At 35.2% G+C, this 21622-nt stretch carries 20 protein-coding genes; 8 read left to right on the top strand and 12 right to left on the bottom strand.

Annotated elements, in window-relative coordinates:
- The first annotated feature begins 92 nt into the window (after window positions 1-92).
- Window positions 93-620: a YceI family protein gene (locus QNH24_RS23725; RefSeq protein WP_283869823.1), complete on the top strand. Its 528-nt coding sequence runs from the start codon at window positions 93-95 to the stop codon at window positions 618-620.
- Window positions 621-653: 33 nt separating this feature from the next.
- Complete coding sequence (locus tag QNH24_RS23730) at window positions 654-1022, top strand: DUF2500 domain-containing protein (protein WP_283869824.1); 369 nt, start codon at window positions 654-656, stop codon at window positions 1020-1022.
- Window positions 1023-1046: 24 nt separating this feature from the next.
- Here the strand turns inward: QNH24_RS23730 and QNH24_RS23735 are convergent, their stop codons facing one another.
- From QNH24_RS23735 to QNH24_RS23745, 3 genes are all read right to left on the bottom strand, one after another.
- Window positions 1047-3407: a bifunctional 2',3'-cyclic-nucleotide 2'-phosphodiesterase/3'-nucleotidase gene (locus tag QNH24_RS23735; RefSeq protein WP_283869825.1), complete on the bottom strand. Its 2361-nt coding sequence runs from the start codon at window positions 3405-3407 to the stop codon at window positions 1047-1049.
- Between the two features lie 305 nt (window positions 3408-3712).
- Window positions 3713-4339 (bottom strand): FMN-dependent NADH-azoreductase, encoded by a 627-nt coding sequence (locus tag QNH24_RS23740; RefSeq protein ID WP_283869826.1) that lies wholly within the window; start codon window positions 4337-4339, stop codon window positions 3713-3715.
- Between the two features lie 158 nt (window positions 4340-4497).
- On the bottom strand, window positions 4498-5205 hold the full coding sequence (locus tag QNH24_RS23745) for a DsbA family oxidoreductase (RefSeq protein ID WP_283872931.1): 708 nt from the start codon (window positions 5203-5205) through the stop codon (window positions 4498-4500).
- 129 nt (window positions 5206-5334) lie between these two features.
- Here QNH24_RS23745 and QNH24_RS23750 point away from each other — a divergent pair, with 129 nt between their 5' ends.
- Window positions 5335-6714 carry an FAD-dependent oxidoreductase gene (locus QNH24_RS23750; protein WP_283869827.1) on the top strand — a complete coding sequence of 460 codons (1380 nt, stop codon included), beginning with the start codon at window positions 5335-5337 and terminating at the stop codon, window positions 6712-6714.
- Window positions 6715-6752: 38 nt separating this feature from the next.
- Here the strand turns inward: QNH24_RS23750 and QNH24_RS23755 are convergent, their stop codons facing one another.
- Window positions 6753-7676, bottom strand: coding sequence for a manganese-dependent inorganic pyrophosphatase (locus QNH24_RS23755; RefSeq protein WP_283869828.1), 924 nt, complete (start codon window positions 7674-7676; stop codon window positions 6753-6755).
- Between the two features lie 412 nt (window positions 7677-8088).
- On the opposite strand from QNH24_RS23755, the gene QNH24_RS23760 reads away from it, so the two are divergent.
- Window positions 8089-8892 carry a GNAT family N-acetyltransferase gene (locus tag QNH24_RS23760; protein WP_283869829.1) on the top strand — a complete coding sequence of 268 codons (804 nt, stop codon included), beginning with the start codon at window positions 8089-8091 and terminating at the stop codon, window positions 8890-8892.
- Between the two features lie 95 nt (window positions 8893-8987).
- Here QNH24_RS23760 and QNH24_RS23765 read toward each other — a convergent pair whose 3' ends face one another.
- Together QNH24_RS23765 and QNH24_RS23770 are read right to left on the bottom strand one after the other, a co-directional pair.
- Window positions 8988-9851 (bottom strand): MurR/RpiR family transcriptional regulator, encoded by an 864-nt coding sequence (locus tag QNH24_RS23765; RefSeq protein WP_283869830.1) that lies wholly within the window; start codon window positions 9849-9851, stop codon window positions 8988-8990.
- Between the two features lie 388 nt (window positions 9852-10239).
- On the bottom strand, window positions 10240-11469 hold the full coding sequence (locus tag QNH24_RS23770; protein ID WP_283869831.1) for an MFS transporter: 1230 nt from the start codon (window positions 11467-11469) through the stop codon (window positions 10240-10242).
- Window positions 11470-11673: 204 nt separating this feature from the next.
- On the opposite strand from QNH24_RS23770, the gene thrC reads away from it, so the two are divergent.
- From thrC to QNH24_RS23785, 3 genes are read left to right on the top strand one after another with little or no spacing between them, the layout of a single operon-like run.
- On the top strand, window positions 11674-12726 hold the full coding sequence (thrC, locus tag QNH24_RS23775; protein WP_283869832.1) for a threonine synthase: 1053 nt from the start codon (window positions 11674-11676) through the stop codon (window positions 12724-12726).
- Window positions 12723-13616, top strand: a complete 894-nt coding sequence (gene thrB / locus QNH24_RS23780) for a homoserine kinase (protein WP_283869833.1) — start codon at window positions 12723-12725, stop codon at window positions 13614-13616. The genes thrC and thrB overlap by 4 nt, the downstream gene beginning before the upstream one ends.
- Window positions 13617-13669: 53 nt before the next feature.
- Complete coding sequence (locus QNH24_RS23785; RefSeq protein WP_283869834.1) at window positions 13670-14356, top strand: MtnX-like HAD-IB family phosphatase; 687 nt, start codon at window positions 13670-13672, stop codon at window positions 14354-14356.
- Between the two features lie 66 nt (window positions 14357-14422).
- Here QNH24_RS23785 and QNH24_RS23790 read toward each other — a convergent pair whose 3' ends face one another.
- The 6 genes from QNH24_RS23790 to QNH24_RS23815 all read right to left on the bottom strand — a co-directional run bounded on the left by QNH24_RS23790 (window position 14423) and on the right by QNH24_RS23815 (window position 20582).
- Window positions 14423-15028 carry a phosphatase PAP2 family protein gene (locus QNH24_RS23790; RefSeq protein WP_283869835.1) on the bottom strand — a complete coding sequence of 202 codons (606 nt, stop codon included), beginning with the start codon at window positions 15026-15028 and terminating at the stop codon, window positions 14423-14425.
- A 249-nt stretch (window positions 15029-15277) separates the two neighbouring features.
- Window positions 15278-16165 carry a hypothetical protein gene (locus QNH24_RS23795; RefSeq protein ID WP_283934517.1) on the bottom strand — a complete coding sequence of 296 codons (888 nt, stop codon included), beginning with the start codon at window positions 16163-16165 and terminating at the stop codon, window positions 15278-15280.
- Between the two features lie 448 nt (window positions 16166-16613).
- Entirely contained in the window at window positions 16614-17228 is a 615-nt protein-coding gene (locus QNH24_RS23800; protein ID WP_283872933.1) for a response regulator, read from the bottom strand.
- Window positions 17212-19491 carry a sensor histidine kinase gene (locus QNH24_RS23805; protein ID WP_283872935.1) on the bottom strand — a complete coding sequence of 760 codons (2280 nt, stop codon included), beginning with the start codon at window positions 19489-19491 and terminating at the stop codon, window positions 17212-17214. The genes QNH24_RS23800 and QNH24_RS23805 overlap by 17 nt, the downstream gene beginning before the upstream one ends.
- A 17-nt stretch (window positions 19492-19508) precedes the next feature.
- Window positions 19509-19667 carry a competence pheromone ComX gene (comX, locus tag QNH24_RS23810; protein WP_283869837.1) on the bottom strand — a complete coding sequence of 53 codons (159 nt, stop codon included), beginning with the start codon at window positions 19665-19667 and terminating at the stop codon, window positions 19509-19511.
- A 12-nt stretch (window positions 19668-19679) separates the two neighbouring features.
- A complete protein-coding gene (locus tag QNH24_RS23815; RefSeq protein ID WP_283869838.1) occupies window positions 19680-20582 on the bottom strand; it encodes a polyprenyl synthetase family protein in 903 nt (300 codons plus the stop codon).
- A gap of 358 nt (window positions 20583-20940) precedes the next feature.
- Between QNH24_RS23815 and QNH24_RS23820 the strand changes: the two genes are divergently transcribed.
- A complete protein-coding gene (locus tag QNH24_RS23820; protein WP_283869839.1) occupies window positions 20941-21597 on the top strand; it encodes a hypothetical protein in 657 nt (218 codons plus the stop codon).
- The last annotated feature ends 25 nt before the right edge of the window (window positions 21598-21622 follow it).

The following is a 21622-nucleotide window of genomic DNA, read 5'->3' on the forward strand; positions in this document are numbered from 1 at the left end:
ATATTTAGGCATTTTTATCAGTAATCCATTGAATCATTGAATTTTTTACTCTATCATTCGTTGTAAGATACTATTTTTAGGGGGATTTTCCAGTGAAAAAGTATGCAATTGATTTTAGCCATTCAACGATCGGCTTTTCAGTAAAACATATGATGATATCAAAAATACATGGTACATTCGAATCGTACAATGCAGAAATAGCTTTACCAGATATTGAACAAGTGGAAGGTGGAAGCATTTCCTTTACCATCGCAGTTGCAAGTGTTTCCACAAAAAATTTCGATCGAGATGTTCACCTTGTATCTCCTGACTTTTTCGATGCCGATGTTTATCCTAAAATATTATTTACATCCACAGATATCAAAAAACTTGGAGATAAAGAATATGCTATTCATGGTGATTTAACTATTAAAAACATAACGAAGCCTATTATATTTACTACAATATATACCGGGAACGGAGTGAACCCTTGGGCACAAGAGGTATATGGCTTCCAAGCAAAGACACAAATTGACCGTCGAGAATTTAATTTAGTGTATAACACGCTGCTTGAAACAGGTGGTGTATTAATTAGTGATGAAATTGATGTTGTTGTTGACCTTGAATTAAATCCAATATAACGGTTTTAGCTGTAACATAGTAAGGAGGATTTTATGTTTTTGTTTAATGATTTTTCATTTGTGTCTATTTTTATTTCAATAATCTTTTTAATTGTTATTGGAGGTATCGTGTTCACTGTTTTTAACAGCATTTTACAATGGTCAAAAAACAATAACTCACCTGTTTTAACAGTACCAGCTAAAGTCGTTACGAAACGATCCAATACAAGTGGAGGGTCTGGTAACACTAGTGCCCAGACATCCTATTATGTAACGTTTGAGGTACAAAGTGGTGATCGGATAGAGCTAAAAATGAATGGTCGTGATTTTGGACTACTTGCAGATGGCGACTTTGGATTACTAACGTTCCAAGGCACACGTTATCATACATTTGAACGGCAAAATAAGAAGAGCAGCGATTAACTCGCGCTCTTCTTTTCAATTTCATTATTGAATTAAATATTTACCGAAGCCGCCCACTGTATCTCCCAAATATTTAATAGAGCTACCTGCTGGGATAACTTTTTGAGCATCCTTTGCAGTTTGGTAAATAACCTTTGTATTTGCTGGGAATGGTACAAACGACCAGTTATTGTCAGCAGCAGGATTTATTGTTTTATTGTCCATAATGTAATCAACAACAGCTTGGCGATTTTCATACGCATAATTCGTTACATTAGAGCCATTAGCATTTTTAAATGTCGCCCCATATGAGCCGCCAACACGGTAATTGTTTGTAATAATGATGAATTCTTGTTTTAAATCAATCGGTTTACCAGCATATTGTACATTCTTAATACGATTTGCCTTTTCATCAGTAAGATTACCACGACGATCATATTTTGCTGGCGATGTCACATCAATTTGATAAGTTAAACCATCTAGCACGTCGAAATTATAAGAACGTGCCTCTGGATCGATAATATTTTGCTCTTCTGTTTTATTTGGATCAATTGTTGCAAAAATGCCTGCAGCCATCTCTAACCATTCAATAGCTTGAGCACCTGTCACTTTAATCGTTGCAACAGTGTTATCATAATGGTAAATATCTGCCATATTTTTAATTGCAAGAGGACCTACAGGAATATTTGTATAATCAGCAGGATTATTACGAGAACCTGCTTTGAAAGGTGCACCAGCAGAAAGCAGTGGTGTCTTTTCATCAGCAGTACCTTTTAATTCCTTTTCGACAAACCATTTTTGAGCCTGTGTAACAATTTGAATAGAAGGATCATCTTGCACCATAGAGAAGTAACTATGGATTGGTGCAGTTGTCTCACCAACAGGTTGGCGAATATACTTTAAAGTACCTTCATGGGCTTCCTTAATCGCATTTAAAACTGTTTTAGAAGGCTGTAATCCCTCTTTTTTAATAGAGTGAATAGAACCTTGTCCATCCACAACAACCCATTTTGAGCCCTGTAGCTCTAGCTTTAAATCAATAACACCAAGATGACTACCGTAGCTACCAGCCATAACAGTAGGTACTCCATTAATTGTCCCTTTTTCTTGATCTACATTTTTAAGATCCTTATAGTCACCTGGGAATGTTAAATGAGAGTGACCTGTAATTAACGCATCAATACCTTCGATTTGAGCAATTTGATAACCAACGTTTTCTGCGCCTTCCACATACGTATCTTCACCTATACCTGAATGTGAAAGAACGACGATTACATCTGCACCTGCTTTTTGTATTTCTGGCACAATTTCTTTTACCGCTTCAACAGGTTTCTGCATATCAACTTTACCTGCTAAATGAATCGCATCCCACTCAACAATTTTTGTTGGTACGATACCTGTAACACCTATTTTAAGTGTGTGCTTTTTACCTGTATGATCTACAACCTCTTTATCTAAAATGACATAAGGCGTATACATATGCTTTTTTGTTTTAGCATCATAAGTGTTTGCATTTACGACTGGATATTGTGCATCATTTAATACCTCATCTAAAAACGCTAAACCGTAGTTGAATTCGTGGTTACCTAACGTACCACCATCATATTTCAATGCATTAAGTGCTGCAATCGCTGGATGAACTTCACCAGGCTTTAATACGTTTTCCAACGCCTTATAAGAACCTAATGGCGTTCCTTGAATTAAATCGCCATTATCGAACAATAATGTGTTTGGATTCTCAGCACGTGCTTGTTCAATTAATGCAGCGGTATTCGCTAATCCTACATCGGCTGAATCAGCATCTAAGTAATAATTATAATTAGCTAGGTTCGTATGGATATCTGTCGTCCCTAAAATTTGTAGATCCATTGTGGTCTTAGCTGCTGGTAATTTATATTCAGCTACAAAACGTTCCACAATACTTTGCATTTGCGCTGATGTCACATAGTCACGGGGGCGAATTGTGTTATCATCAAAGCCTTGTAAAATATTTGCTGCAACAGCATTTGCTAAATCTTGCTTATGTGTCTTAGCAATTAAATGAGCATCCTTGAATTTATCTAACACTGAAAATGAAGCGTTTTCATTAACTAGTCCACGAGCAGATATAACAAAAGCCTGTTGACGTGTTAATTTATCATTTGGTCCAAACGATGTGGCACTTTTACCTTTAATCAAGTTCAGTTCTACTGCTTTTTCCACATAAGGAGCTAAATCCTTTGGAACATCAGTGAAGGACAGGTTTGAACCATCGCCTAGCTCAACGTTTAATTTTCCCACTAATTCTTTCACGAAATCTCCACGTGTCACATCGTTCGATGCAGCATTTGTAGACAGTCCAAATGGTAGCAATGTGAATAAAATAAGTAACATTGCAAAAAAATTAGTCATTAATTTCTTATTCATGTAACAACCTCCTTAGAAATCTATTATTTTCCTACAATTTCTATTATATTATACTAATTTATATATTTACTGAATAAATAGACCTAATTGTATGTACTTTTGAATGATTAGCAAAGCACTTTACTTGAAAATCACAGATTAATACCACTTCTCCTTATTTTTCACCATATGATGTTATTTAATGTAAATTAACATTAAGTGTATAGCTTCAACATGTTAGATCACTATACCACTACCGTACCTCTACTACACCAATAAAAAAAGTCCTCTCAGATTAGAGAGAACTTTTGTTAAAAAAATATTGGTTATGCATGGACAGATTGTAAAGATTGGGCTACTTTTTTAACTTCTTCTAGGCCATTTGCAATAATTTCTTGAGCTTTATCTGGTGAAGCATTGTGTCCTTCAATAACAACTTCTTCGATAATTTCCATACCGAATACGCCACCTGCAATATTTTTAATATAGTTAACTGCCATTTCTAATGGTTGAGCTTCTGGTGAAGAGTAGTAACCACCACGTGCATTTAAAATAATTGCTTTTTTGTCTGTCATTAAGCTCTCCATTTGTCCTTGCTCATTGTATTTGAATGTGTATCCAGCTTGGTATACATAATCAATGAAAGTTTGTAATGTAGCTGGAATTGTTAGGTTCCAAAGTGGGAAAGCAAATACAACTACATCAGCTGCAGTTAAAGCATCCATTGCTTTTTGCTTTGCAGCTAAAAGACGAGACTCGATGTCAGTTAACTCTCCGCCATTTTGTACTTTACCAAAAGCATTAAAAAGATCTTGACCAAAATAAGGCATATCTTCTTTATACACGTCAAACGTTGTAACATTAACACCTTTTACATTTTCCATAAATGTCTCATACATTTTAGTTGAAATACCATCTGGTCGGTTGTTAGCTTTTACTACTAATACATTCATTATATAAAATCTCCCTTTAAATCATAATTTAATATATCTTGATTTCGAGATATATGACTTCCTTAGTCTAAAAAATTTTCAGTCAAAAGTCAACACTATTAATTTTATACTTTTGACTGAAATACTTATATAGACATATTAATGTTGACTACCTTAATTTAAAACTTACAGCTTTCGTCTGTGCATACACCAGTTTCGTCAGTGCCGGCCATTTTTAATGCTGGCTGTAAACCCTCTTCCTGTGCCACTTTACGCAAAGTATCTTCAAATACTTCCTGTGGTTGGGCACCTGAAATACCATACTTACGATTGACAACGAAGAACGGTACACCACGTACACCAAGTTCTAGCCCTTCCTGAATGTCCGATTCAACCTCACTTTTATACTCATCAGACGCAAGAACTTTCGCAACTTCATCACGATTCATACCTACTTGCTCAGCAATATCGACTAATACATTATCATGTCCAATCCGTTTTGCTTCAATAAAATAACCATGTAAAAGTGCTTCTACAAGTGCTGTAGCATCCCCTTGCTGCTCCGCCCATTTCACTAGACGATGTGCCTTTAAAGTATTTTCTTCCATAAGCCTATCGAAATTATAGTTTAGACCAACCTCTTTGGCCCTAGCTGCCACGCCTTGCGTCATTTCCTTTGCTTTTTCTAAAGACATACCATACTTTTTCGCTAAAGCTTCAAACGTGGATACATTTGTATCAACAGGTGTAGTTGGATCAAGTTGATAGCTTTTATATACAAGCTCCACCTGCCCTGCAAAACCTGTATCCTCTATTGCCTGCTCAAGCTGTTTTTTTCCAATATAACAAAATGGACATACATAATCTGACCATATTTCAATTTTCATCATCCAACACACTCCTTTTTGCTACATTGTAGCGATAGATCTTATAGCAAGGCAATTTTTATGCTTCTTTGCATAAATTTTCAATCCTATCTACATACTGAACGTAAAAACAATGTGAGGATTTTATGTATGACACAATCTCTTTGGCTTGCAACATCTGATTCCATCTCGTTAACATCTCTAAATGCTTCTACAACTTGTGATGTATGCATTATCGGAGGAGGCTTGACAGGTCTCTATACAGCCTATACCTTGGCAAAATCGGGTGTTGACGTAGTCTTACTTGAAGCAAATACACATTTAGGCCATGGTACGACCGGTCATTCAACAGGAAAATTAACTGCACAGCATAGCCTAGTTTATTCAGAACTTATTGAAAAACTATCAGTAGAGGAAGCCAGGCTTTATTATCAGCTCAATCAGCTCGCTATTGAAAAAGCGATGCAATTACTTCCGAAGAATAGTGTCCAGCAAGTGGATTCATTACTTTATTGCCAAACAAAAACAGGATATGCACAGCTATTAAAAGAATGGAATGCCTACAAAGTTTTAAATATCAGAGCAAAGATCACTTCTGAAACAGAGCTTCCTTTCCCAATTACAAAAGCACTTAGTATGTCGCAGCAGGCGCAAATAAATCCAGTGGAGGTTTGTAATTTTCTAGCAAAAGAAGCATTATCAATGGGTGCAAAACTCTATACAAATACTCGTGTGCAGCAATTAAACATATCACAAAATAATTTACATACCGAAAATAATATGTCGGTTCAATATAACAAACTTATTTTGTGTTCACATTACCCAATTGAAGCCTTTAAAGGGCTACATCTTTTTAAGCTTTCTAACAGCCGCTCCTATATGGTCGCTAGCAAAATTAAAGAAACGATGCAAGGACAGTATCTCTGTGTAGATTTCCCATCTCGTTCAATTCGTACAGCTACCATAAACAATGAGCATTATTTAGTGTTAGGTGGTGCTAACCATATTGCAGGTGAAAAAGCGAACACAGAACCCTATTATGAAGCCATCGAAGGAGAAATGAGGGCACATTTCGAACAAGAACCAATCTATCGTTGGTCCGCACAGGATATTGAAACACCTGACATGATTCCTTATGTGGGAAGAATTTCAAAATCGCAGCCTAATGTCCTCATTGCAACTGGTTACCGTAAATGGGGAATCTCTAACTCATTTGTAGCTGGAGATATATTGTCTTCCTTGATTACAGGCTCAAGGAGTGAAGACGGTGCAATCGCTCTTTATTCACCAGCACGTACAAAATTTGGTGCTCAATTTATGCAAATGCTTAAAGTAGGAGGATTTGTAGCCAAGGAATTTATCAGTGGCTATCTTAGACATGCCAATACACCAACTTGCACGCATTTAGGCTGTAAAACAAAATGGAATGAAGCTGATGAAACTTGGGATTGCCCGTGTCATGGCTCCCGCTTCAATGCCAAGGGAGAAGTTCTTGAAGGTCCTGCTGTACAACCTTTAAAATTAGAATAAAAGAGGCTGTCTTTTTCGAAGACAACCTCTTTTCTCTATTATTTCAATGCATCCGTTAAAACTGGCACAATTTGTTTTTTACGAGATACAACACCCGGTAAAATAACTCGATTATTTACTAACTCAGCTCCAAATCCTTTTGCTGCAGCCTCTGCTACTTGTCCAATTGCAACAGCTGTTGAATCATTATTTAAAATATCTGTCACAACAAAAAAGAATAAATCTAATCCATTTTCTGCAACATTTTTATTTAATAAAATTTCTAATTCCTCTTGGCGTCCAAGCACGTCATTAATATCAACAGCGTTTACCTGAGCAACTACAGATTTATATTCCCCAAACTGGAACTCTTTTGCATCTAATGATAATAGATCCTCTAATGATTTATCTGAAAGGTCAGCACCTGCTTTCAACATTGCTAAACCGTATTCTGCGATGTCAACTCCTGCAATCGACGCTAGTTCCTCACCAGCTTTTATATCTTGCTCTGTACAAGTAGGTGATTTGAATAGTAATGTATCTGAAACAATAGCAGAAAGCATTAATCCCGCAATATTTGCAGGTATTTCAATACTATTCTCCTTGAAAATTTTATTTAAAATTGTAGCAGTACAGCCCACAGGTTCAGCTCGGTAGTATAAAGGATCAGCTGTTTGGAAGTTGGCAATACGGTGATGATCAATTACCTCTGTAATTTGCACTTCTTCAATGCCATCAGCAGATTGTTGAAATTCATTGTGGTCTACAAGAATTACTTGTTCTGCTCCTACTACTGATGAGATGGAACGTGGTGCCTCAAAGCCAAATTTATCTAAAGCAAACTGTGTTTCGTTGTTTACTTCACCTAGACGAACTGCTTCAGCATCTATCCCTATCTGTTGCTTTAAATATGCATAGACAATAGCAGATGTAATTGTGTCTGTATCTGGATTTTTATGACCAAAAACTAAAACTTTACTCATTAAAATTACTCCTCCTAAATAGCAATAACATTTATTTTATTTTATCATACCCTATGAACTATCGTGATAGAAAGTAAAACTTTGTCTATCAGTGCTTGCAATATACTTGCATTAAAAATCCCTTCGATATTTTCCGTATACCAAAATAATTTCTACATATCACATGCCTTACTTTTCCCATAGGTTAAAGAGGATACATAGGTTATCTAGAAAATGAATATTCTCCTCAATAACTATGGTTTTATATTTTTTTACCATCCTATTTTTAACATTTATTATTAATTATTAATACTTCATTAAAAATAATTGAAATAAATAGATATATAGTTGCGTTTTTATATTTAAGAAACCATAAGTTTATGCTATTATCAGATAGTCTATATTTTAGGATATACAGGAAATGGGGATTACAATGACAAAGAAGATGGAAAAAAAGTATATTCCTTTAGCAAATTATTTTGAAGTAGCTTTACAACAAGAAATTACTTTATCCTTTAGCGAACTCGAAAATATTATGGGACAAGCCTTACCAAATGCAGCTTACTTGAATAAAAGCTGGTGGAAAAAAACAAAGCCTCCTCTTACACACTATTTGACATGGACAAATGCAGGTTACTACGTCATTGACATTAAACTTGGAACTAGTGTAACTTTCTCACGTACACAAATGAAGGCTACAGCGAATAGTATCTCTAATGATGATGACATCCCATCTGCCTACATAATCCGAGCAATCGAAGCATCAGATGCTAGATCATTTATACATTTACAGGAAGAGATTTTTGAACAAACTGACTTTATGTATAATGTCCAAGATGAATTGGATTTAACTGTACAACAGCTTCGTAAAAATTTAACCTACTGGAAGCAACTAAAAAACAGAACAATTTTACTTTGTATTTTAAATGGTAGTTTTGCTGGCTATGCAGTTATCCATGGCCACAAGCATTCAAAAAATAAACACGTTGCATCTATTCACCTAGCTGTTAAGGAAGAGTACCAAGGAAAAGGAATTGGTTTAGCACTCATGGAGGCAGTTGAGAAATGGTCTAAACAGCGAGAAATCTCACGCTTAGAATTGTCTGTTATGGAGCATAATGATATCGCCTTAAATTTATTCAACAAATTAGGTTTTCAGCAAGAAGGAATTCGAAAAAACGCCATTAAGTTAAACAATCGCTACATGAACGAATACAGCTTCAGTAAAATTTTATAAGCTTCTTTTCAAGGTGTCTAAAACTTATTTGGGCATCTTTTTTTCTGTTTTCTAAAAAAACGCATAGAACAGTAACGTTCTACGCGCCTAATGCCTTAAAAAACTTGCTTTTCTCTTGCTGCATCTAAGAATAATAAATTATTTTCTACTTGTTCATAGGATTGCTGATATTTATCATATTGCGCCTTATCCTGACTAATCATTTCCTCAATTAACGCATGTAGAAACGAAAATAAAACGGGGACAATATCAAGAGGCGTTTGGTTTTTCATACCAAGTGCAAATATTGCACTTGCATAATCACGAATAGGTGACAAAGCTGATCCTGTAATGGCAATTATTTTTACCTTCTTCATCTTCGCAATTTCAACGATAGTTTTTATATCGTTGGTATGCTTATCAAATGAGAAAACGATTAACGTTGTATGCTCTCCCATGCTGTTAATTTGTTGAACAATATCATCGGAATCTGAACGAAGCTGCTTAACGTTTGAGCGTAAAGTTCTTAGTGTGTATGATAACCAGTTTGCAATAGATGCCGCTTGACGAGTACCTAAAATATAAATATTATCAGCCGTATGCATCCATTTCGAACTTTTCTGTAGCATACTATCATTAATCAGATGGATCGTATCTTGAATATTTTGACTATCACGTTGCATAATCTTACCAAATCCTGTGTTTTGCTGTTTATTTGAAGTATATGTAGGTTGAAGAGTTGTCCCATTTTGTGACAATAAATACCCTCTAATTTCTTCCTGAAGCTCTACATAACCCGATAAATCCATCGCATAGCAAAAACGGATAACTGTCGATTCACTCACATTTGCTTGCCTCCCAACTTCAGCCGCACCGTTACCAATTACAGCCGTGGGGTTGTTCATAACAAATTGTGCAACTTTACGTTGTCCCTTCGATAACCTAACAAACCTTCTTTTTATTTCTTCATTAATGCTCATCCCTAACAACCTTTCTTTCAATGAAATTATCACGAATGGAGATTGTTTACTACTGACTCTAAATTCGATTAAAAATACAGTATCACGATTACAATTTGAATACAATGACTTTTCAGAAAAATCTTTAGCGCTTTAACTTGCTAATATGATAGTTCGCAATAAATTGACAAAAATTCATTATATTTTCACTAACCCTAGTATCTTTATCAACTTAATTAATTGAAAGGAACTTTATATTGATTTTTTATTTTAACAGATTCAAGAAAATAATTGTATAAAAATTAACAAAATCTAATTTTTATGTATTAAAAGAGCAATAATTAATAGCTTTTTTGTAAAAAAGCAAAATGTCTTGGACTATTAATAATCCAAGACATTTCTAATTTTATTAATCTAATTCGATTTGTTTTGTCTCTTTTCCTAAAAATAGCACTCCAACAACGCCAATAATGATAGCTCCGCAGAAAATTGCAAAAATAAAACCAATATCATAACCTGCTGTTAATAATGAACCTACTAGCAGAGGACCAAAAATACCGCCAATACGCCCAACTGCTGCCGCCATCCCCGCACCTGTACCACGAATCACAGCCGGATACTGCTCAGGAGTATAAGCATAAAGAGCACCCCACGCTCCTAAATTAAAGAATGACAAAAACATCCCAGACGTTAACAAGACTGCCAGCGTCTCAGCATTCCCAAAAATGAAAGCACTTACAGCCGTTCCAATTAAATAGGAAACAAGTATAAATTTCCGCCCAAATTTTTCAATAAACCACGCGGCAGTGAAATAGCCAGGTAGCTGAGCAAGTGTCATAATAAGCACATACTTAAAGCTTGAGATCATATCAAATCCTTTACCAACCATAACACTAGGAAGCCATAAAAACATTCCGTAATAAGAAAATACTACCGTGAACCATAGCACCCACAGCATAAAAGTGGAACGCGCATATTTCTTCGACCATACTTCTCCAATATTTTGTCCTATACTACGTTTCTTCGATTCCGCTTTTACCGTAAACTGAGGGGAATCTGGTAAATGCCAGCGAAGATAAATTGCATATACTGCTGGAAGCGCTGTTAACAATAAAGCAACACGCCAGCCCCATGTAGGAATAACAAAATAGGAAATCAGTGCTGCAATTAACCACCCTGCTGCCCAGAAGCTTTCTAGTAAAACAACTACCCTTCCTCTTTCCTTAGCTTCAACACTTTCAGAAACTAATGTTGAGGCAACAGGAAGCTCTCCACCAAGCCCCATGCCTACTAAAAAGCGTAAAGCCATAAATGCAAATAAAGAAGTTGTAAACGCTGATAAACCACTTGCAATCGAAAACAATACCAATGTCCACATAAAAATTTGTTTTCTGCCTACTTTATCAGCAAATACACCAAAAACGAGTGCCCCTACAGCCATTCCGATAGAATTAATGCTGCCTATCCAACCTGATTGATTAGGTGCTAGCCCCCAATCCGCCGCTAGAGCTGCAATGACGAACGATAAAATTCCTACATCCATTGCATCGAAAAGCCAGCCAACACCCGCTACCCCCAAAAGCTTATTACGCGAGATAGATTGTTGAGTCTTATTTGTTTTAACTGTGTTTGTTGTCATATAACCACCTGTCTTTACACTTGACTTTACATTATGTGTATACTATACAGTTGTTTCAAGAAAGTGACAAGCAATATTCAAATTACCGAATTGTTTCGACAATTTCTTAAATGCTATTGAAAATATAGTACGATTTGCGTTAAAATGTCTTTTATACAAAAACAACTGTTCTTTCTATAAGAACAAAAGGAGATCGTAAACGTTATGTGGAAAGGCTTAATTGAAGAATATAAACAATTTTTACCCGTAACAGAAAATACACCTGCCCTAACTTTAAACGAAGGTAATACACCTCTTATACATTTAGTAAACTTATCCAAAAAACTTGGGATTGAGCTTTATGGAAAAATCGAAGGGGCAAATCCAACAGGCTCATTCAAAGATAGAGGTATGGTATTTGCCGTTGCAAAGGCCATTGAAGATGGAAGCAAATGCGTAATCTGTGCGTCTACAGGTAACACTTCAGCCGCAGCTGCTGCTTATGCAACACGTGCTGGAATCCAGTCAATTGTAGTTATTCCTAAGGGCAAAGTAGCTCTAGGAAAGCTAGCACAGGCAACAATGTATGGAGCAAAGATTATCGAAATCGACGGAAACTTTGACGATGCCTTAAACATTGTCCGTCAAGTAAGTGAAACTACTCCTGTAGCTCTTGTAAACTCAGTAAATCCATACCGGATTGAGGGCCAAAAAACAGCCTCATTCGAAATCGTAGATGCTTTAGGAGCAGCACCAGATTATCTATGCATCCCTGTTGGTAATGCAGGCAACATTACTGCATACTGGAAGGGCTTTAAAGAATACAACGCTGCAAAAAGCTGTGGTCTTCCAAAGATGTATGGCTTTGAAGCGGAAGGTGCCGCAGCCATTGTAAAAGGAGAACCAATTGCTGAACCAGAAACTGTAGCAACAGCAATACGTATCGGAAATCCAGCAAGTTGGAAATTAGCAGAGGCAGCTCGAGATGAATCTGGGGGCATTATTGATTCCGTTACAGACGAAGAAATCGTTACAGCCTATAGATTAATTGCTGGTACAGAGGGCATTTTCGTAGAACCAGGCTCTGCTGCATCATTAGCTGGTGTTATTAAATCTGTTGAAAATGGCAAAATCGCTAAAGGCTCAAAAGTTGTTACAATATTCACAGGTAATGGACTAAAAGATCCTGATACTGCAATGAATGTTTCAACAGTAGAGGTTGTTTCTCTTAAAAATAATGAAGAAGAAATTCGCCAATACATTGAGGGCGTACTATGAGTAAAATGTGGCAAATCTCAGTTCCTGGGAGCACAGCCAATCTAGGCCCTGGCTTTGATTCAATAGGACTTGGCTTGTCCCTTTACTTAAAGCTAACTGTTTCTGTTCAAGAATACTGGGAAATTATCCATCTCGATGATAATGGTCCTAAAGAGTTTGAGTTAGAGGAGCATTTACTATACGTAATTGCCAAAAAAATTGCTGATCAATTCGGAAAACAGCTTCCTGCGTGTCGTGTAGAGATGGCAAGTGAGCTTCCATTAGCACGTGGTTTAGGAAGTAGCGCAGCCGTTATTGTGGCTGGCATCGAGCTTGCTAACCAGGTCTGTGAGTTAGGCTTATCTGTGCAAGATAAACTTAATTTATCCTCACAAATTGAAGGACATCCAGATAATGCAACCGCCTCAGTATTAGGTGGCTTAACCATTTCCTCAATGAATGAGAACGGCATTGTCGATACATTCCATGTCAATGATATTGATGCTGCCTTTGTGGTCTTTGTACCGGATGTTGAACTAAAAACAAGCGAATCTCGTTCTGTGCTACCAGAGCAATTTGAACGCACATATGCAGTGCATGCTTCAGCAAATGCCAATATGCTCGCAGCTGCATTAATGGCACGTGATTTCAAGCGGGCAGGTCGCTATATGGAAGCTGATTTATTCCATGAGCCATTCCGAGCAAAATTAATTCCAAACTATACAGAAATTCATAAAGAGGCTAAGGCGAATGGTGCATTTGGAACAGCATTAAGTGGAGCGGGACCAACGCTTATTTCCATTGTTCCAACCACTATTGCTGACGATTTTGTAAAAGCTATGAAAAATAAATTTCCAGATCATCAAATTATCTTAACCAAAGCCGATGAACATGGTATACAAGTAAAGTAATGTTTAAACGTCTACTGAAAAGGTAGACGTTTTTTCTTGAAGGAGGAAGTAGCTTGAAACCAATTATTTTCTGTGATTTCGATGGCACCATAACAGAAACTGATAATATCGTCTCACTCATGACTCAATTCGTACCAGAGGATTCTGAGATCATCGCAAAAGCAATGATGGAACAAACCATATCCTTTAAAGAAGGTGTTTCAGCCATGTTCGAGCTATTGTCAACTAACCAAAAAGAAGCTATAATCGACTATTTATTAGATACGGCCATCATACGTGACGGCTTTGGGGATTTTGTGAGCTTTGCACAGGAAAAGCAGATTCCACTTTATATCGTTAGTAGCGGAGTTGATTTTTTCATAGAGCCACTGTTAGAAAACTACGGGCCATTTTCGGGGATTTATTGTAATCGTGCTGATTTTACGGGGCGGCAAATCAAGCTTGTCTTTCCAAACAGTTGTGATGAGGAATGTTCTAATTTTAACACGCAGGGTTGCGGCTGCTGTAAGCCAAGTGTCATGCGCAAGGTTACTCAGAGTGATTATTTTAAAATTGTGATTGGAGACTCCCTATCTGATTTTGAGGCTGCTAAACAGGCAGATTTAGTACTTGCTAGAGATCACCTTATAACACGCTGTCAAGAACTTGATCTTCCCCATAAACCATTCGAAACATTTTATGACTGCTTAGAGGTTGTAAAAAAGCTTATAGAGGTTGAGCAGGGTATTCCCTTATCATAAGCTACTTAAATTTCTATATAACAAAGGGAGCTATGCTTATTATGCTAGCTCCCTTTATACATGTCATTATTGATTTCTTTGAAAATATCGCTTTCGACGTTCATACCAAAACATACAAATGATGAACCAAGTATACCCCATACTCCAGCCAGCCAACACATCGGAAGCAAAATGACGAGCACCAGCGACTCGAGACAAACCAATAAGAACAGTTAAAATGATTGCGCCAATCCAAAGCAAGATTTTACGTCCTTTACTATTGTTTTCCGATAAAATATAGGCTGTTGTGAATAAATATAAAATTCCCGTCATAGAATGTCCAGATGGAAAACTGAAAGAAGTAAGTTGTTCTTCGATTTCAGGACGTGGTCGTTGTACCCATTTTTTTAAAATTTGATTCAGTACATTACCACCCGCTATTGTTAATAAAACTAATAAAATACCTCGATAATTTTTTGCCTGCCAAGCTAAATAAACAATTAAAATAAGAGCTACAAAAACTACAAATGCAGGTTCGCCGATATAATGAAAAAATTCAATAAAACGATTCTCGAAAAAAAGCTCTGCCATTTTTGTATCAAAATTTTCAATCGACTGACTTTGAAAATTAGCCTGTAGCCAACAATAGATAATTAGTGTTAATAATGCTAATGGATATACCAAAGTTTTCATACCATACTTCACCCTGCCATTTTATTTTCCACATCATATCATATTTTAATTAGCAAGGGGTGAATATCCATTTGTCTAAATCAATGAACAATTGCTTTCATTTTCTTGAACCATAACAAATGTTATTTTATTAGTTGTATTGAAATAATTAGAAAGGGCTAATGCAACGATAAACAAGATTGCAATGATAGGTATTATTTTTCTAAACAAAATAAACACTTCCTCATCTTTATATCATTGTCAGAAAGCTTATTTTAAAAGTACAGGGTCAAATAACCAATCTCTAGGTCCAAAGTTTTTATCCTTCTCGCCTCTTACCTCACGAGAAATATTGTTTTTAATAATAATTTCTCTGAACTTTCTACTAAACAAAGTTTTTCGGTACAAATATCTGCCATCATGACTCCACTCTGCTGAGTAGAATACATCACCTGTCAGACCTTTCAAGTCTTCATTCTTGTATATATCAGGGCCATTAATAACACCACTTAATCCACATCGACATGGCGGTTGCTCCGTTGCAAAATATAATTTCACTCTTTCATTACTACATTGGGGCAATACTTGTGTGGGTATAATTTGAAATGCCTTTTGCTTACCTTCCTCTGTCCCCTGATGAATTACCTCAAGAAGCTCATAACCTTGAATGTCCTCCTGCTCCATTAATGCTACTAATTCCTGTGAAGCTATCCAATAACCGCTCACGTGTACAAGATGGCGATCTTTCATTTCTGTTGTATCAATAACAATAGGTGAAAGTTGCTCTTTTTCCATTAGCCCACAATGTTGACAATAAGTACTTATGGAAAATAGAGTTCCTTTATCATCTACAAACATATCAGGTGAATTGCCTGTTGAATTTAACGTAAACAATGGTGCTTGCTCATATTCACTATCTGAAAAATCAAAGTAAAAACGTTCTCCAATAGAAACAATCCCTAATTCGCGCTCCAAAGATTTATATAATGCTGCTACTTGTTCATATGTTACTTCTTCATTTAATGTAAAAATTGGATTAAATGATGCCTTTAAATTTCTTTTTCTAATTTCAGGCGCACCGATAAATATTCCATAGCGATTATAAACTTTAATGACTTGATCTTGATTAGATTCATCTATAAGAAAATAAATTTTCAAGTTCTACTTTCAAAATACACGCCTACCTTTATATAAAGTTTTATGGTGAAGTACGTTGACTAGCTAGTAACTTTAAAAAATCTACAATTTCTACTTTATTCATAGATAGCAAGGTACCTTTTTTACTAAATTTTTCGTCTATCATTACTTACTGCAGCAAAATTTACTTAACCACGATTAACTTAAGCGTACCAGTACTTATACCGCCATTTCAATGTTAGGTTTACGCCAATTTTATGGCGGTCTTTAATCAAAATTTTGGCGTGATTTGGCGTATATATAAAAAACACCGCCATTTTTTGGCGGTGTCAAAAGAAATATATAGGCATTTAGTATTGTTAATAAGGAAATTTTACCTAAGTTAATATATGGGATTTTAAAACTACCTAATGTCTCCCTTTTTATTGAAATATATACCAGTTCCATTTTATTATAACACATAGTTGCACTAGAGTAAATTCATTCTTTCAGCAAGATTTACAGCCTCCGTACGTGAGTCAACATTTAGCAAAGAAAACAACTGTGTTAAATATCTTTCTGTTGTTCGCTGAGGAATATTTAGCTCAATTGCTATCGCCTTATTCGTATGTCCCTCGGCAATTAATCTTAAAATTTTCTTTTCTTTTTCATTTAAATGAATATCAAGCTTAGCGTCTTGCAATTTAAATCTATTATCGAGAAAGTCTAAGAAATTTTGAGGTAAAACAATTTCTCCATTAGCAATAGCGCGTACAGTCCGTAATATTTGTTCCTTGGAAGCTGTTTTCGCCAAAATTCCTTCTATTTTTCTTTCTAAGATAAGCGGATAATAATCCGTAATATCATCACCTGTATAAAGAATAATTGAAGCTTTTGACTGAATAGCTTTAATGTTACGGGCTAAATTTATACCATTTTCTAATGGCATATTTATATCTATCAAATAAATATCATAGGGGTTATTTCTAATTCTCTGGATAACATTTGTTGCATCGCATTCTGTATCAACGATAATGTCTTCGTTTTCTTGAAATAGATTTTTTGTTCCCTCTAACACAATAGGGTGATCATCCACTATGAGCATCGTAATCAAGTGTGTCACTTCCTTCTTTTACTGTAATTCTAATCGACATCCCTTCATTAATTTGCGAATCAATATAAAATTGCCCGTTAAAGGCTTTTACACGCTCCTGCATACCACGAATCCCCATTGATTCTGCAATAATAATATCATCAACATTGCAGCCAACACCATCATCTTTGTAAAAAATTTCAAATCCATCATCAGTCTCTTGAAGATGTATTTCAACCGTTCTAGCGTAGGAATGTTTTAAAGCATTATTGAGCAATTCCTGAAAGAGTCGATAGATCATTAAGTTCATACGTTCATCCTCTAGGTAAAGGCGATCTATCGTATAAAGTAACATAAAATTAGCTCTCTCTGTTACTTTTCGAATCAGCTTCTCTAAAGCTGCATTTAATCCTAACGTATCAAGTAATGGAGGCTTCAAATTTTCACAATAGGTTCTTAAATCATGTAAGGAAGCAACCATCTGCTTATGAATATTTGCAAGTTTTTCTTGAATTTCTGCCGTGTTCTTTGCATTGACAAGAGCATCAACCTCTCGAGCAATATGCAGCTGCTCTTGCAAATTGGTATCATGTAATTCCTGTGCCAATTGATATTTTTCTTCTTCAAAGCGTAGCCAAAGTAGTTTGTTTAACCAAGGTAAATGACTATCGTCTGCTTGCTTCATATGCTTTAATTCCTCTAACAGTTCTTCCACCATCTTTGTATTTTCAATAAAATTATTAACATAAAGCAGGAGCAATTCTAGCCATAAAAGCTCTTCTTCTTTTAAATGAATCGAATTATTATGCCCCAACACTAAGGCTCTTTTACAATGAGCATCTTGATGGAGAAAGGCTATGTAGACTTTGTCAATTTTTCGGATCTCTCCCAATTTTAAATCCTCTATAACTATAGGATTAAACGAAAGCCTTTTTCCCTCAGCCGTTGAAGTAAATTGATGGATACCATAGTCATAGGTTAGTACAAATACATCCTCTAGCTCAAGATGCAGCGAAACCTCTTGCGCAAATTTCTTTAATAGTTCATCTATTTTAATAGTTTTACCAATTCGATCTACCGCAGTATATAGCTGATGTATGTAATCACCTTTTGTTGAAAATAGGATTTTTCGTTTTCGATAATCAACCTTTTCTTTTATGTAAAAAAGTACAACTAAAGATACAAAGGTAAAGAATGAAACACCTGATACGACAGCCATCGTTAAGTATTTACCTGCAATCCAATATAAGCCAACTGTAAACCACACAGTAAACAATAATGAAAAAATCACATAATAACGGAGTCTTGTAATATGATATTCAATATCAAATAATCGTTCAGCTAGCTGTGTAAAAATAAAACTAAAAGGAATTAATAATAAAAATAGAGCACTAATTTCAGCTGAAAGAATGTATCGATGAAATAAGATGTTAGGGAATGCATATAGAAATAGGAATGGCAGAAAAGGAATCATAATACTATTCAGCAACATCTTCAACTGAGGCGATTTATATTTGAAATAGCTTAGCAATAATATACTAAGTATGATAATTAGGAAAATGAAGAAAATAGCTAATACAACATTAGAAAGTAAATTATGAGAAGATGGATATATAATGCCAATACAGCCCAAAATCATGGCTATCACGGGTAGTAAATAGAATAATTTAATATTGTTAGAAAGCAACCAGTTCGTTTTTAAAAATGTATAATAATTCCTTAAAAAGTGTAGTAATAACACTAGGCATAACAACATGCTTCCACGGTTAATGATAATCCCAGCAGAATTCAATCTTCCCGAAGCTCCACTACTAACGTATGCTATAGAAACTGTGAGCATAAAAAGAATAAGTAGATTTATAAGTTTTGTATTTTTTTGTTTAAAATAAAGGTAAGTAGTGATAATTAAAGTTATAAAATAATAACAAGCAGGCATCACCAATAGATAGTAAAATTGCTGAGGGATATCAAAATGATGTATCCTTACATTTACTTTCTCCCCATTCTGTTTAATGATCGTTAAATCATGCGCAGATAATATTGTAGATAAATATTTAACATTTTCCAAATCTTCAATCGGTGTATCATTAACATTTACTACAATATCACCTGTAGATATATTTTGATCCATTGCCCATTCTTTGTAATAGAAATCAGTGATTACCCATTGTCCATCCTCTTCCTTAAGCCCTATATTCAAAAAAGGCCCGCTATAATTCACATATAGCAAAAAAAGACCAATTGCTAAATAGAGACTTATAGCGCGCCAAAAAATCCTACCTGATAATAATTTTAGTTCCAAATTCCGCCCTCTAAATCAATTTCATTATTAAATGCATCTATAATGGCTTTTTGTTCCACATCTGAAATTCCAATCAATGAGGCTTTTTGTTCCTTTAATAGTGTAACTAGGGCTGGGTTTTGTTCTAGATACTGAATTACGTTCATCATAATAATCTCTCCTCATTTCATTAGTTTTTTTAGGTAATCTTTACCTACTTCTTTTATAGCTACATTTTCAAGATAGCCCAATGCTTTAAACTTATAGACATTTTTAATGGTAATGGCATAACGTATTGCACCACCATTTGTCAACTCGTTTTCTGTAGCATTATTATCCAAAACTGCAACTATATCATCATTATAATAGTTTTTTACAGATTTTGAAACATCATTTTTTTGTGATAAAAGATAAATAATAGGCAATGAGTATCTTTTATTTAGCAAATCATTTTTCGGGCCCCAAGTTTTTAAACCCTGAATATCATTTTTAATTTGTTGAATAATGCCTATGTATTTACTATATTCCTTCACCTGAGAAGAGATTTCACCTTTTGCAAGCACTTCCCCAATTAGGCAACTTAGAGCTGTTAATGAACCTGATTTTTGTTCAATCATTTGTATATAGGACTGCTCATCTCTACAGTTATTGAGTAAATCAAGCTGCTGTCCGTTAATGCTGCCTAATGCGTACTCCTCAAGAATTTGAATAGCCTTATTTTTGTGTTCAAATGAGGTTTCACGTATTATTTTAGAAGCCATCACTAGCATAGCCAATGCAACATTTAATGATAACTCAGGTGTTTTACTCCAGCTATAGTCTGAATCCTTATCTTGCAAATCATCTATAATATCAAATGACAAAATAAGAAGCTCAATAGCCGCGGCGACTTTATAAATATCCTTATCTAAACGCTCTGTAAATGCCTCGTAATGTAAAATACAGAGTCTCCCAAATGAATAGCCTACCGTTCTTTTTTCCTCTTTAAAGCTTTTTAGCATCGATTTTAAATCATAGCCCAACATAGTCTCGTTTTCCAAAATAATGTCCAATGATTCATTAATATGTTCATCAAGACCCTTCAATAGTCCCTTCCCCCTTTAAATATATTAATAAATATTATACATTTTAATGGGAAATAATACTACTCACTTTTATTTTTTTAGGAATATTTACCATATTTTATTTAAACGTAATTACCGCCAAAAATTGGCGGTATTCATAGACATCACGCCATTTTTTTGTTAAGAATTAGTAAAAAAAGTGGCGGTGTTATATAACCGACCGCCATTTTTTGGCGTAAACTCACCATTGAAATGGCGTCCTTACTGATGTTACGCTTAAATAAAGCTACGATTAAGCATTTGGGCATAAGGTATGTAATTTTAAATAAAGGAAGAATTTAAATCTATTAAGGATTCTCCGAAACTGGGAGTGATTGAAATGAAAAATGGAGTAAATGAAAATGTTTTAATCCTTACGGGTACATTTTCTTGTGCAATTTCTGTCTCAGAAGAAGAAATTATCATCAAAAAACCTTCACATGAACAACAAAGCATTGAGCAGATTATGATTAAAGCCGAGCAACAAGCTTATTTGGAAACCTTGGCAGAATATAAAAATAACACTACATTATCGAATTTTATTAGTGAGATACCTGGATTTGAGGATACTTTTCAACAGAGGTTAGACATGTTTATTGAACCTTACGGAATTATAAGAGTTTTTGAAGAAGGCTGGTCTGTATCACCTTTAGTCGTTCCATTTACCTCTGGGCTAAATATAAATGCACCAATCCTATATACAACTACACATTGCACCATTATTAATGCAAGAGGTTCATCTATGACTAATAATGATTCTAATACTTCAGTTATTAGAAAGGAGGAGAATTTAATTGGCTCCTCCATTAATCATAGTAATACCGATTTGGCAATCGATATCTCCTCATCTGGTAATTTATCGACGATGAAGGAAACGAATTGGACACAATATCAACCTACCGCCAATTTAGCGGGTGTTTCCATTAATGATAGTGGTATTTCTTTTAATATTACTAAGGCCTTTAATACATGGAATAGAACATCAATTAAACATTAACTTAATTTTGATGCTAGAATGAACG

It is taken from the genome of Lysinibacillus pakistanensis, assembly GCF_030123245.1.
Lineage (GTDB): Bacteria > Bacillota > Bacilli > Bacillales_A > Planococcaceae > Lysinibacillus > Lysinibacillus pakistanensis.